Source organism: Yoonia sp. TsM2_T14_4 (genome assembly GCF_049602355.1).
Taxonomy (GTDB): domain Bacteria; phylum Pseudomonadota; class Alphaproteobacteria; order Rhodobacterales; family Rhodobacteraceae; genus Yoonia; species Yoonia vestfoldensis_A.
The window spans coordinates 2,332,168-2,344,376 of sequence record NZ_CP187137.1; the positions used below are offsets into that span (position 1 = coordinate 2,332,168).

Below are 12,209 nucleotides of genomic sequence, written 5' to 3' on the forward strand. Positions count from 1 at the left end.
TCCTGACCCTAGGGCGCGACCGCAGGGCAAAGGCCGTAGACAAAGACATAGCCGTCCCACAGGATATACAGCCCCTCACCATCGGCGGTGGGCATCAGCATCGCGCGTTCGGTCCATTTCTGGCCGTCGGCGGCACATTCCATCGTGTAAAGCGTGGCGTTCATACCGTTGACATCCACCGGACGGGTCATCTGGCACTGCGTTTCGACCCCGTAAAACACCCCATCCGCAATCCGCACAGAGGTGCCGTCGTCACCGATCAGCGCGCAATCGGCATCGACGGTCTGGCGGTAAATGCCATCATAAGGTGCCGCCGCCGCCATGGCAGGCACAAGGCCGATCAGCACGGCGGATTGGCACAAAAATCGGTTCATATTCCATTCATGCGGCAAGTCCTGCGCGTAATCAACAGCTTCTGGATGCTGTGCCTGTGGATGTCATGTCGTTTCACGCCCCTCAATTGGCAAGCTTGTTAACCCATCCGTGCTTTGATCAGGGCCAGAGGCCGGCATGACCGGATCAGCGGGACAAATGGGCAAGATGACACAGGGTGCAACGGCACAGGGACGGGCCGAACTGCGCGCGGCAAGACGCGAAAGCGCGCCGTTGTACTGGATCGTTGGCGTCTTTAGCTTTTTCGTCAACCTGCTGATGCTGACCGGCCCGCTTTACATGCTCAACGTCTATGACCGCGTGCTGAACGCGCGGTCGGTGGAAACGCTGATCGCGCTGACCGTGCTGGTGGCGTTTCTTTACGCGATGATGGCGGTGCTGGATTACGTCCGTGGCCGCGTGATGGCGCGGGTCGGCGCGCGGTTTCAGGCACGGCTGGACCGGCGCGTGTTTGCCGCCGTTATGCGCGCCACGACCCTGCAACGCGCGCCACGGCAGGCCGCCACCGGCCTGCGCGATCTGCAAGCCGTGCAGCAGCTGATCACCGCGCCCGCGCTGATGGCGGTGTTTGATCTGCCTTGGGCGCCGTTGTTTTTCTTTGGCATCTTCATCTTTCATCCGCTGATGGGGCTGCTGGCCATCTGCGGCGCGCTGGTGCTGGTCTTTGTCGCCGTGCTGAACCAGATCACCACCAGCGCACCTTTGGCGCAGGCCAATGCGGCCAGCTTTGCCGCGGATCAGATGGGCAGCCAGATCCGGCAGGAAAGCGAGGTTATCCATGCGCTGGGCATGCGCAACGCGGCCTTTGACCGTTGGCAGGTGGCGCGCGACACAGCGCTGGGGGCGAGTATCGGGGCCTCGGATGCGGCAGGCAGCTATGCTGCGCTGACCAAGGCGTTCCGGCTGTTCGTGCAATCGGCGATGCTGGGGCTGGGGGCCTATCTGGTCCTGCACGGCCAGCTGTCCCCCGGTGCGATGATTGCGGCGTCGATCCTGCTAGGCCGTGCGCTGGCCCCGATCGAGATGATCGTGGCCCAATGGGCCGTGTTCCAGCGCGGGTGCGAAGGCTGGGGCAATCTAGCGATGCTGCTGGGGCAAGTAACGCCCGATGCGCCCCGCACCCACCTACCAAGACCCAAGGCGCGGCTGAGCGCGGAACAGATCACGGTCGTTCCGCCAGGTCAGGGTGTCGCGGCCTTGCGCATGGTCAGCTTTGATGTGCGCGCGGGACAGGCCGTGGGGGTCATCGGCACGTCGGGCGCGGGCAAATCCACGCTGGCGCGGGCGCTGACCGGTGTCTGGCAACCCGCAGGCGGGCAGATCAGGCTGGATGGAGCGGCACTGGATCAATACGATGCGGACGTGCTGGGCCAGCATATCGGCTATCTGCCGCAGCGCGTGCAATTGTGCGACGGCACGATCAAGGACAACATCGCCCGCATGGCAATGGCCCCCGACGATGCGGCGGTCGTGCTGGCCGCGCAAAAGGCGGCGGCACATGACATGATCCTGAAACTGCCCGATGGCTATGACACAAACGTCAGCGCCACCATGGGCCGGTTGTCGGGCGGACAGATCCAGCGGATCGGGCTGGCCCGCGCGCTTTATGGCGACCCTGTCGTGCTGGTGCTGGACGAGCCTAATTCCAACCTCGACAATGACGGATCACTGGCGCTGAACGCCGCGATCCGCGCGTTCAAGGCGGCGGGGGGCATCGTGTTCATCATGGCGCATCGGCCTGCCGCGATACAGGAATGTGACCTCTTGCTGGTCATCGACAACGGGATGCGCGGCGCGTTCGGGCCAAAGGATAAGGTGCTGGCCGACATGGTCCAGAACCATGCCCAGATCAAACGCGCCGCCGCGCAGTCGGGGGGGACGTCATGACCGCACCATGGCCCGTGCGGCGCTATCTGATCATTGGTGCCGCCACGCTGGCTGTGCTGGTCGGTGGTTTTGGCACCTGGGCGGTGCTGGCGCAGATCAACGGCGCGGTGATCACCAGCGGCCAGATCGAGGTGGACCGCAACCGGCAGGTCGTGCAGCACCCGTTCGGCGGGGTGGTGGCAGATATCCTTGTTGTCGAAGGCGATACTGTCGCCACTGGTGACCTGCTGATCCGGCTTGATCCGTCCGATCTGCAATCGGAACTGGCCATCGTCGAAGGACAGTATCTCGACATCCTTGCCCACCGCGCGCGGCTGGAGGCGGAACGCGACGACGCGACAGCTTTGGTGTTCGATCCGATCCTGCTAGGCGCCGGCACGCCCGCAGCGGCAGAGCTGATGCAGGGACAAGAACGCCTGTTTGCCGCACGGCTGGAAACCAGCCTGCAATCCATCCATCAACTGACCCAGCAACGCGCGCAGATCGCCAGCCAGATCACGGGGATCACCGCGCAACAAACCGCGCTGCAAACGCAACAGGGCCTGATCGCGCGCGAGTTGGCCGACCAGCAAAGCCTGCTCGACCGCGGGCTGTCGCAGGCCAGCCGCGTGCTCGCGCTGCAACGCGAAGAGGCAAGCCTTCTGGGCCGTGTCGGCGAATTGACAGCGCAGGCCGCCCAAGCCGCCGAGCGCATGACAGAGATCGAGATTCAGGTGCTGGGCCTTGCATCGGCGCGCCGCGAAGAGGCGATCACCCGCCTGCGCGATCTGCAATTCAACCAGCTGGAACTGGCCGAACGCCGCCAGACCCTGCTGCGCCAGCTTGACCGGCTGGACATCCGCGCGCCCGTCTCGGGGATCGTCTATGGCATGCAGGTCTTTGCGCCCCGCTCTGTGATCCGCCCCGCTGATCCGGTGCTGTTCCTGATCCCGCAGGACCGGCCCCTGATCATCGCGACACAGGTCCAGAGCACGGATATCGATCAGGTCTTTGTCGGGCAGGACGTGACCTTGCGGTTTTCCGCCTTTGACCAGCGGCGCACGCCGGAACTGGCGGGGCGCGTGACGCGATTGTCGGCAGATGCCTTTGCGGACGAAGTGACGGGCCAGTCGTATTACCGCGCGCAAGTGCAGGTGAACGCCGGTGAAATGCAGCGCTTGCCTATTGATCTGACCCTAATGCCCGGCATGCCGGTCGAGGCGTTTATGCGCACCGACGACCGCAGCCCGATGGATTACCTGATCAAGCCATTGGCGGATTATTTCACCCGCGCTTTGCGCGACACATGATTGCACGCCACAGCATTGCCCGCTAGCGTCCGGCCAAACAGCCAAGGAGTGTGACATGAGCGTGATCGAAACCCGTCTGGCCGAACTGGGCGTGACCCTGCCCGACGCCCCGGCCCCCGCGGCGAATTATGTCCCCTTCGTGCAGACCGGCAATCTGGTGCATGTGTCGGGGCAGATCGCGGCCAATGCGGATGGAATGATCAAAGGCAAGCTGGGCGCAGACATGGATATCGACGCCGGTGCAGCCGCCGCGCGTGCCTGTGCAGTCAGCCTGCTGGCGCAGCTTAAGGCGGCCTGTGGCGGTGACATCGACCGGCTGGTGCGGGTGGTCAAACTGGTGGGTTTCGTCAATTCGACCGCCGATTTCGGCGACCAGCCCAAGGTGATCAACGGCGCATCAGATTTCATGGTTGCAGCTCTTGGCGACAAGGGTCGGCATGCACGCTCTGCCGTCAGTGCCGCCAGCCTGCCCTTTGGCGTCGCAGTCGAAATCGAAGGCATTTTCGAGATCGCATGATGCTGCCTGCATCTTTGCTTGCCCGCCCTATCGCGCACCGCGCCTTGCATGACCGCAAGGCGGGGCGCGTGGAAAATTCCATGGCCGCGATCAAGGCCGCAATTGCCGCCGGTTACGGGATCGAGATTGACGTGCAATTGTCCAGCGATGGCCATGCGATGGTGTTTCACGACGACAGGCTGGACCGGCTGACCGCGCAAACCGGCCCTGTGCGCGCGCGCAGCCGTGCCGCACTGGAACAGATCGCGCTGAAAGATGACACCGGCACGATCCCCGCGCTGGAGGATGTTCTGGCGCTGGTCGCGGATCGGGTGCCGCTGCTGATCGAGATCAAGGATCAGGACGGCAATATGGGGCCGGATGTCGGACCGCTGGAAACAGCGACCTGCGCGGCATTGGCGGATTACACGGGCGATGTCGCGCTGATGTCGTTCAACCCGCACAGCATGGCCGCCTGCCAGAATATTGCCCCCGCCATTGCACGCGGTCTGGTGACATCGGCCTATGATCCGGTGTTCTGGCCCGAACTGACCCCTGCGGTGCGCGACCATCTGCGCGACATCCCCGATTATGACCGCGTTGGTGCCAGTTTCATCAGCCACGAGGCGCTTGATCTGGCCCGCCCCCGCGTCGCGCAGATCAAGGCGACGGGCGCGCCGGTCCTGTGCTGGACCATCCGGTCGGCGCCAGACGCGGCAAAGGCACGCAAAATTGCGGATAATGTGACGTTCGAGGGTTATCTTGCTTGACGCGCGGCGCGCGCCCTCCAGTTAAAGAAGATGGACGGATCAGCAATCGAAATCACCACACATGCCAGCATCAAAGGCATTACCCCCGCCGACTGGGATGCCTGCGCCTGCCCAGAGGCCGCGGATGGCCGCCCGATCGATCCGTTCACGACGCATCGGTTTCTCAAGGCGCTGGAGGACAGCTATTCCGTTGGTGCTGGTACCGGCTGGCAGCCGCGGTATCTGACCGCGCAACAAGACGGGCAGATCATCGCCGCGGCCCCGCTTTTTGCAAAGGGGCATAGTCAAGGCGAATACATCTTTGACCACAACTGGGCGCATGCCTATGAAAACGCAGGCGGGCGATATTACCCGAAACTACAGATCGCGGTGCCGTTCACGCCTGCCACGGGGCGGCGGTTTCTGACCCGTCCGGGGTTTGAAGCGGTTGGCATGGCGGCCCTGATCCAAGGGGCTGTCCAGATCGCCGCCGACAACAACCTGTCGTCACTGCACGCCACCTTCTGCACCGAGGCAGAGGCGCTGGCAGGTGCCGAAATGGGCCTGCAACCGCGGATCGGGCAGCAGTTTCACTGGGTCAACGACGGCTATGGCGGATTCGACGATTTTCTGGGCAGCCTGTCCAGCCGCAAGCGCAAGAACATCCGCAAGGAACGCGAGACCGCGCACGGGTTCGGCGGGCAGATCGTCGCGCTGACCGGCGACCAGATCCAGCCTGCGCATTGGGATGCGTTCTGGCAATTTTATCAGGACACTGGCAACCGCAAATGGGGCACGCCGTATCTGACGCGCAATTTCTTTCACTTCGCGCATCAGACCCTGCGCGATGACATGCTGATGGTCCTCGCGATCCGTGATGGTGTGCCTGTCGCGGGCGCGCTGAACTTTATCGGGCGCGACACTTTATATGGCCGGTACTGGGGCTGTACCGAACACCACGCCTGCCTGCATTTCGAACTGTGCTATTATCAGGCCATCGACTTTGCCATCGCGCAGGGTTTGGCACGGGTCGAGGCCGGGGCGCAGGGTGAACACAAGCTGGCGCGCGGCTATCTGCCAGTGCCGGTGCATTCGCTGCACTGGTTCGCGGATGCCGGCTTTCGCGATGCGATTGCCCGCTATCTGGTGGCCGAACGCGACGCGGTGGATCAGGAAATCGAGGTGCTGACCAGCTACGGTCCGTTCCGCAAAACCGACAGGGAAGAACAACAATGACCGACGCACTGACAAAAGCCGAACGCGACAGCGATCTTGCACCCCTTTTGGCCAATGGCTGGCACATGGTCGAAGGGCGCGACGCGATCCATAAACAATTCGTGTTCCGCAACTTCATCGAAGCCTTTGGATTCATGACAAAGGTTGCCCTTTGGGCCGAAAAATGGAATCACCACCCCGAATGGTCGAATGTCTATAAAACCGTCGAGGTGACATTGACGACCCATGACGCGGGCGGATTGTCGGCGCTGGATACCAAACTGGGCGCCAAGATGGATGCGCTTGCCGGGGGCTGATTTGGACGATTTGCTAACGACCGAGATTATCAACGGGCGGACGCTGGCCGATCTTTTGACGCTGGAATTCGTGATCTCTGTCTTTGGCAGCGTTCTGGCCGCGATCCTGATCCTTGTTGCGGGGTTCATCATCGGTGGTTGGCTCCGCGGGCGGTTAATCCGGGTTGGCCAGATGAACCGGCATCTGGACGCGACGCTGTTCAGCTTTCTGGGCAATATCATCCGCTATGTCGTTATCGGCTTTGCCTTCCTGTTCGTGCTGAACACCTTCGGGGTGCAGACGACATCCTTTGTCGCCGTTATCGGTGCTGCCGGTCTGGCCATTGGTCTGGCCTTGCAGGGGACGTTGTCCAATATCGCGGCGGGTGTGATGATCGTGTTCTTCCGCCCCGTGAAACTGGGCGATTTCGTCGAGGTGAACGGCCAGATGGGCACGGTGAAGGAAATCAACCTGAATTTCATCGAACTGGCGTCAGTGGCGAATGTGCAGATCATCATTCCCAACTCTCAGGTCTGGGGCAACACGATCGTCAATTATTCCGCCTATGACAGCCGCCGCGCGGAATGGGTGTTCGGCGTCGGCTATGGCGCGGACCTGAAACTGGCCGAGGAAACGATTCGTACAACGATCCTGTCGGACCCACGGTCACGAACCGAGCCGGAACCATTCATTCAGGTTAACAACCTTGGTGATTTTTCGGTCGATTTTCTGGTGCGCGTCTGGTGTTCCAGCGCCGATTTCTTTCAATATCAGGCCGATATGAAACGGCAGGTGAAAGAGGCGCTGGATGCGGCAGGTGTGGAAATCCCGTTCCCCACGCGCAAGGTGCTGAACACGGCGGAATGAAAAGGGCGGCCCAAAGGACCGCCCGTTGTCTTAGCCCAGTTCCGCCAGCAGGGTTTCGCCTGCCGAAATCTCGCACTGGCCTGGGCCTGCTTCTTCGTTGAGGATCTTGACCACGCCATCCTCGACCAGCATCGCGTACCGCTTGGACCGGTTGACAAATCCCACGGGGGCCGCGCTGAAATCCATGCCGATTGCTGTGGTAAAGGCGCTTTCGGCATCGGCCAGCATGGTAATGCCGGTCTCGATCGCGCGGGTGCTTTCGCCCCAGGCCTTCATCACGAAAGGATCATTGACCGACACGCAGATGATTTCATCCACGCCTTTGGCCATGAAGGCATCATAGGTGACCATGAAGCTGGGCACATGGGCCGTGGTGCAGGTGCCGGTATAGGCGCCGGGCAGGCCAAAGATCACAACCTTGCGGCCCTTGATCTTGTCGGCCAATGCCACGGATTCTGGCCCGTTATCGCCCATCACCAGAAAAGTCGCATCTGGCAGTGCATCGCCTGTCTTGATTGTCATGGCTTTCGCCCCCTGTTCGCGTTGTATCACCGATTGCTTCCCATATAGAGTGCTGCAAAACAAGTGGTGTCACCAAGGGAACAGTTTCATGACGGATGTTGTCGTCGTCGGTGCCGGACAAGCCGGAGCCTCAGTTGTCGCAAAATTGCGCGCCGAAGGATTCGCAGGCACGATCACCCTGATCGGCGCGGAAAAGGTACCACCCTATCAGCGTCCGCCTTTGTCCAAGGCCTATCTGCTGGGCGATATGGCGCAGGAACGGCTGTATCTGCGGCCAGCGGGGTTTTACGCCGATCAGGATATCGCCCTGCGGCTGGACACACGGGTCGTGGCGATTGATCCAGCGGCACAGACCATCACGCTGACCGGCGATGAAACGCTGCGCTATAACCATCTTGTGCTGGCCACCGGCGCGCATCCACGCACCCTGCCCGCCGCGATTGGCGGCACGCTGGACGGTGTTTACGCGATGCGCGATCTGGCCGATGCCGATGCGCTGGCCCCCGAACTGGTGGCAGGGCGTCAGGTTTTGATCGTCGGTGGCGGCTATATCGGGCTGGAGGCGGCGGCGGTCGCGGCCAAACGCGGGCTGCGCGTGACACTGGTGGAAATGGCGGATCGTATCCTGCAACGGGTGGCGGCACCGCAGACATCGGATTACTTTCGCGCCCTGCACCGCGCCCATGGCGTGACGATCCGCGAATCTGTGGGGCTGGACCGTCTGCTGGGCGATACCCGCGTGACAGGCGCGCGGCTGACCGATGGCACCGAACTGAGCATTGATTTCGCCATTGTCGGCGCGGGGGTCACGCCTGCGACGGTGCTTGCCGATAGCGCGGGCCTGCATGTGGACAACGGGATCACCACCGACAGCCATGGCCGCACGTCCGATCCGCATATCTGGGCGGCGGGTGATTGCGCGTCCTGCCTGTTTCACGGCAATCGTATCCGGCTCGAAAGCGTTGGCAACGCGATTGATCAGGCCGAGGCCGTGGCGCTGAACATCATGGGCCGCGACCTGCCTTACCTGCCCAAACCCTGGTTCTGGTCGGATCAATATGATTGCAAATTGCAAATCGCGGGGCTGAATACGGGCTATACCCATGTGCATCTGCGCAAGGGTGAAACCCCCGGCAGCCAGTCGCACTGGTATTATCGCGGCGCGGACCTGCTGGCTGTCGATGCGATGAACGACCCGCGCAATTACATGATCGGCAAGCGCCTGATCGAGGCCGGGCGCAGCCCTGATCCCGCGCTGATCATCGACCCTGCCACCGACATGAAGGCGCTGCTGACTGTATGAGGATCATTGCAGGCACCCATCGCGGCACGCGTCTGGCCGATGTCGGCGCGGGTGACGAAGCCGCCCATCTGCGCCCGACCAGCGACCGCGTGCGCGAAAGCCTGTTCAACGTGTTGCAAGGCGGCCGTTTCGGTGATGCTGTGCGCGGGGCGCGGGTGCTGGACCTGTTTGCAGGCACAGGTGCCTTGGGGCTGGAGGCTTTGTCGCGCGGGGCGGTCCATGCGACCTTTGTCGATAACGGCGGTGCGGCACAGACCCTGATCCGCGCCAATATCGCCAAGCTGCGGCGCGAACGCGATACGCGGTTGATCCTGACCAGTGCGGTGGCGATACCAGCGGGCCAGCCTTGCGATCTGGTGTTTCTTGACCCGCCTTACGGTATGGCACTGGGTCATACCGCGCTTGATGCAGCGCTGCGCCAGGGCTGGATCGCGCCTGGTGCCTTAATCGTCTGGGAAGAAGCGCGCGGACAAGTCGCGCCACAAGGGTTAACCGTGGCAGATCAGCGCCGCTACGGCGATACTTTCGTGACGCTGATGCGCCGCGATCAGGCGGGCTGAAGCACCGCAGCAGGGGCGACCCACCAGTTCATATGCGCCACCTGCATCCGGCGCGCGACCTGAGTGGCGGTGGCCATATCCTTGACCAGCCCGTAACATGTCGCCCCCGACCCCGACATACCCGCGAAACTGACGGCTGGCAGCGCGCGCAATGCGGCGATAGCTTGGGCAATTTCGGGCGCGATGCTTTCGGCGGGGGCTTGCAGGTCATTGCGCTGTGCCGACAGCCATTGCGCGAAACCGTCATAATCAAGACCATGGGGCAGATCATCCATGCCGCTGCCATCACGGCTGGTCAGCGCCTGAAACACGGCCGCGGTCGCGACATCGACGGGCGGGCGGACCAAAACCAGCGCGCAATCGGGCAGGCGCGGCACATCCAACAGGGTTTCGCCGATCCCTGTCATCCGCGTGGGTGCAGGGGCTTGCAGGCAAACAGGGACATCGGCCCCCAAGGCGACCACCTCTGGCCCATTGGCGGGCAAAGGCGGCACGCCCCAGAGTTCCGCCAGCATCGCAAGGGTCAGTGCCGCATCCGACGACCCGCTGCCAATGCCTGCCGCATGCGGCAGACGCTTTTCTAGCGTCAGCGCAGCACCCATTTCGACCCCGCGCACCCGTTTCAGCGCCATGGCCGCCCGCATCATCAGGTTGCTGTCATCAGTCGGCACACCGGGCGAAAACGGCCCGCTGACGCTGATCCGCAGGTCGGCGGAACTCGTCGCGCTCAACTGGTCGCAGACATCGGCAAACACCACCAGGGAATCCAGCAAGTGATAGCCGTCATCGCGGCGGCCGGTGACATGCAGGGTCAGGTTGACCTTGGCTGGGGCTGTGGCCTTAATCGTTGCCACGGGCCAGCCTGATCGGATCTTTGCCTTCGTCGATCAACACGAGGTCAAGCCCACGATCCAGCTTGTCGCGGATGCGTTGCGCATCGGCCTCGGTGGGGTTGAACGACAAGGCGCGCTGCCATTGAAACCGCGCTTCGATGCTGCGCCCAACGGCCCAATACGCATCGCCCAGATGGTCATTGATGACCGGGTCGACAGCCTCCAGCGTCGTCGCGCGTTCAAGGATTTCGACCGCATCGTCATATTGACCAAGCCGGAACAACACCCAGCCCAGTGAATCGACGATCGCGCCATTGTCGGGCATGGCCGCGACGGCGCGTTCGATCATCGCCAGCGCCTCGTCAAGTTTTTCGCCGCGTTCGACCAGTGAATAGCCCAGATAATTGAGAACCTGTGGATTGCCGGGCTGCAAGGCGAGGGCAGCACGAAAATCCGCTTCGGCCTCGGGCCAGAGATCCAGCTGGTGGTTGGCAATGCCGCGCGCATAAAAAACCACCCATTTGGCGGGGGCGCTGTCGTCATATAGCGACAGCGCGCCGGTATAGGCTGCTTTGGCATCTTCAGGACGGCCAGCCTCGCGCAGCAGGTTGCCTTTGGCGGCAAAGACGCGCGGCATGTCGGGATATGCGCGCGCCAAGGCTTCAAGGACCTCCAGCGCGGCGTCGCGCTTGCCGGCGGCGCGCAGCACATCGGCGCGCCCCAGCTCTGCCGATGCAAACGCCGGATCGTCGCGCGCGACCCCGGTATAAGCGGCATTGGCCAGATCATATTGCCCCAGATCTTCCAGCAAGCCAGCGGTCATCAGCACCGCTGGCGTGTCTTCGGGTGCAAGCGCTGTCGCGGCGCGCGCGAACAGCAGGGTAAAGGTGTCGGGCGTATCGGTCTGTATCAACCCCGCCACGGTGATATAAACCTCTGCCAGCCCGGCCTGCGGGGTCGGCACGGCGGCAAAAGGCACGGCTTGGCCCGATACCAATGCGGCGCGCAGCGCGGCGACCGCTGCATCGGGCTGCCTGCCGAAGTTATCGTCAAGCAAGGCCAGCGCCTGCGGGTTGCGGCCAAGCTGGCTGAGGATCTCGATATGGGCAATGGCGCTTTTGCGGCTGTATTGCATATCGGAGCGGGCCGAAAACAACGCCTCGGCCCCGTCGAAATCACCAACCGATGCAAGGGCATAAGCCTTGTGGGTGATCCCGTACATCACCATGCTGTCGGTTTCGATGACCTGATCGAACTGGGCCAGCGCACGGCGGATATTGCCACTGCCCATATGCGCCCAGCCCTGCGTCAACCCATCGACAAGCGGGCCAACGGACCGTCCGCTTTCCAGCGCCTCGAAGATGCCATACCAATTGCCCGTCTTGGCATCGGCGACATTGATGACAAGATCGGCAATCTGGCTGGGCAGGCGACGGCGCACCATGTCGCGTGCCATCACCTCGGCCTTGTCGAAATCGCCCAGCGCCACGAAAGATGTCAGCGTGCTTTCCAACAGCACCGGATTGCTTGGATCAGCCTGAAGTGCGGTGCCGAAATATTGCGCGCCGCGGGCAAAATCATTTGCCACTGCTGCCTGCCGGCCGGCCAGATAGGCCCCAAGCTCGGCCTGCGCCAGTGCCGGCACCGCCTGCGCGCACAGACCGGCGATCACGCCAGCAAACAGGGTTTGTCTTCGCACAGTCACGCCTACCTTTCGGGTTTATGCCTTGACGCTAGCCTTTCATCGCATGTCTTGCAAATGTGCGGGCCTGTCGGGCAGCAATAAGTCGCGGATCAA

Annotated in this window: 13 protein-coding genes; 9 read left to right on the forward strand and 4 right to left on the reverse strand. The window is 62.5% G+C overall.

Annotation, left to right across the window (positions count from 1 at the left end; genetic code table 11):
• Positions 1 to 8: 8 nt before the first annotated feature.
• Positions 9 to 374 carry a hypothetical protein gene (locus ACPF9B_RS11565; RefSeq protein ID WP_424177530.1) on the reverse strand — a complete coding sequence of 122 codons (366 nt, stop codon included), beginning with the start codon at positions 372 to 374 and terminating at the stop codon, positions 9 to 11.
• 166 nt (positions 375 to 540) lie between these two features.
• Between ACPF9B_RS11565 and ACPF9B_RS11570 the strand changes: the two genes are divergently transcribed.
• Genes ACPF9B_RS11570 through ACPF9B_RS11600 form a run of 7 tightly spaced genes read left to right on the forward strand, consistent with a single transcriptional unit; the run spans position 541 to position 7,193 of the window.
• Positions 541 to 2,280, forward strand: coding sequence for a type I secretion system permease/ATPase (locus ACPF9B_RS11570; protein ID WP_424180417.1), 1,740 nt, complete (start codon positions 541 to 543; stop codon positions 2,278 to 2,280).
• Complete coding sequence (locus ACPF9B_RS11575; RefSeq protein ID WP_424177532.1) at positions 2,277 to 3,569, forward strand: HlyD family type I secretion periplasmic adaptor subunit; 1,293 nt, start codon at positions 2,277 to 2,279, stop codon at positions 3,567 to 3,569. Before ACPF9B_RS11570 ends, ACPF9B_RS11575 begins: the two co-directional genes overlap by 4 nt.
• Before the next feature lie 55 nt (positions 3,570 to 3,624).
• Positions 3,625 to 4,086 (forward strand): RidA family protein, encoded by a 462-nt coding sequence (locus tag ACPF9B_RS11580; protein ID WP_424177534.1) that lies wholly within the window; start codon positions 3,625 to 3,627, stop codon positions 4,084 to 4,086.
• Complete coding sequence (locus ACPF9B_RS11585) at positions 4,083 to 4,835, forward strand: glycerophosphodiester phosphodiesterase family protein (RefSeq protein WP_424177536.1); 753 nt, start codon at positions 4,083 to 4,085, stop codon at positions 4,833 to 4,835. Before ACPF9B_RS11580 ends, ACPF9B_RS11585 begins: the two co-directional genes overlap by 4 nt.
• Positions 4,836 to 4,865: 30 nt before the next feature.
• Entirely contained in the window at positions 4,866 to 6,050 is a 1,185-nt protein-coding gene (locus ACPF9B_RS11590; RefSeq protein WP_424177538.1) for a GNAT family N-acetyltransferase, read from the forward strand.
• Positions 6,047 to 6,346 (forward strand): 4a-hydroxytetrahydrobiopterin dehydratase, encoded by a 300-nt coding sequence (locus ACPF9B_RS11595; protein WP_007206720.1) that lies wholly within the window; start codon positions 6,047 to 6,049, stop codon positions 6,344 to 6,346. The genes ACPF9B_RS11590 and ACPF9B_RS11595 overlap by 4 nt, the downstream gene beginning before the upstream one ends.
• On the forward strand, positions 6,327 to 7,193 hold the full coding sequence (locus ACPF9B_RS11600; protein ID WP_424177540.1) for a mechanosensitive ion channel family protein: 867 nt from the start codon (positions 6,327 to 6,329) through the stop codon (positions 7,191 to 7,193). Before ACPF9B_RS11595 ends, ACPF9B_RS11600 begins: the two co-directional genes overlap by 20 nt.
• Before the next feature lie 30 nt (positions 7,194 to 7,223).
• Here ACPF9B_RS11600 and ACPF9B_RS11605 read toward each other — a convergent pair whose 3' ends face one another.
• Complete coding sequence (locus tag ACPF9B_RS11605; protein WP_040482994.1) at positions 7,224 to 7,715, reverse strand: peroxiredoxin; 492 nt, start codon at positions 7,713 to 7,715, stop codon at positions 7,224 to 7,226.
• 88 nt (positions 7,716 to 7,803) lie between these two features.
• Here ACPF9B_RS11605 and ACPF9B_RS11610 point away from each other — a divergent pair, with 88 nt between their 5' ends.
• Together ACPF9B_RS11610 and rsmD are read left to right on the forward strand one after the other, a co-directional pair.
• A complete protein-coding gene (locus ACPF9B_RS11610) occupies positions 7,804 to 9,018 on the forward strand; it encodes an NAD(P)/FAD-dependent oxidoreductase (protein WP_424177542.1) in 1,215 nt (404 codons plus the stop codon).
• The gene (gene rsmD / locus ACPF9B_RS11615; protein WP_007206716.1) at positions 9,015 to 9,578 is read left to right on the forward strand and encodes a 16S rRNA (guanine(966)-N(2))-methyltransferase RsmD; all 564 of its coding nucleotides are present in this window, start codon (positions 9,015 to 9,017) and stop codon (positions 9,576 to 9,578) included. The genes ACPF9B_RS11610 and rsmD overlap by 4 nt, the downstream gene beginning before the upstream one ends.
• Here rsmD and ACPF9B_RS11620 read toward each other — a convergent pair.
• Positions 9,566 to 10,432 carry a 4-(cytidine 5'-diphospho)-2-C-methyl-D-erythritol kinase gene (locus ACPF9B_RS11620; RefSeq protein ID WP_424177545.1) on the reverse strand — a complete coding sequence of 289 codons (867 nt, stop codon included), beginning with the start codon at positions 10,430 to 10,432 and terminating at the stop codon, positions 9,566 to 9,568. The genes rsmD and ACPF9B_RS11620 overlap by 13 nt on opposite strands.
• Positions 10,419 to 12,116 carry a tetratricopeptide repeat protein gene (locus ACPF9B_RS11625; RefSeq protein WP_424177547.1) on the reverse strand — a complete coding sequence of 566 codons (1,698 nt, stop codon included), beginning with the start codon at positions 12,114 to 12,116 and terminating at the stop codon, positions 10,419 to 10,421. The genes ACPF9B_RS11620 and ACPF9B_RS11625 overlap by 14 nt, the downstream gene beginning before the upstream one ends.
• Positions 12,117 to 12,209: the final 93 nt, after the last annotated feature.

Bases quoted from the DNA above. Each gene is read 5' to 3' on its own strand.
- ACPF9B_RS11565 (WP_424177530.1), bottom strand. From the start codon at position 374: ATGAACCGATTTTTGTGCCAATCCGCCGTGCTGATCGGCCTTGTGCCT.
- ACPF9B_RS11570 (WP_424180417.1), top strand. From the start codon at position 541: ATGACACAGGGTGCAACGGCACAGGGACGGGCCGAACTGCGCGCGGCA.
- ACPF9B_RS11575 (WP_424177532.1), top strand. From the start codon at position 2,277: ATGACCGCACCATGGCCCGTGCGGCGCTATCTGATCATTGGTGCCGCC.
- ACPF9B_RS11580 (WP_424177534.1), top strand. From the start codon at position 3,625: ATGAGCGTGATCGAAACCCGTCTGGCCGAACTGGGCGTGACCCTGCCC.
- ACPF9B_RS11585 (WP_424177536.1), top strand. From the start codon at position 4,083: ATGATGCTGCCTGCATCTTTGCTTGCCCGCCCTATCGCGCACCGCGCC.
- ACPF9B_RS11590 (WP_424177538.1), top strand. From the start codon at position 4,866: ATGGACGGATCAGCAATCGAAATCACCACACATGCCAGCATCAAAGGC.
- ACPF9B_RS11595 (WP_007206720.1), top strand. From the start codon at position 6,047: ATGACCGACGCACTGACAAAAGCCGAACGCGACAGCGATCTTGCACCC.
- ACPF9B_RS11600 (WP_424177540.1), top strand. From the start codon at position 6,327: ATGCGCTTGCCGGGGGCTGATTTGGACGATTTGCTAACGACCGAGATT.
- ACPF9B_RS11605 (WP_040482994.1), bottom strand. From the start codon at position 7,715: ATGACAATCAAGACAGGCGATGCACTGCCAGATGCGACTTTTCTGGTG.
- ACPF9B_RS11610 (WP_424177542.1), top strand. From the start codon at position 7,804: ATGACGGATGTTGTCGTCGTCGGTGCCGGACAAGCCGGAGCCTCAGTT.
- rsmD (WP_007206716.1), top strand. From the start codon at position 9,015: ATGAGGATCATTGCAGGCACCCATCGCGGCACGCGTCTGGCCGATGTC.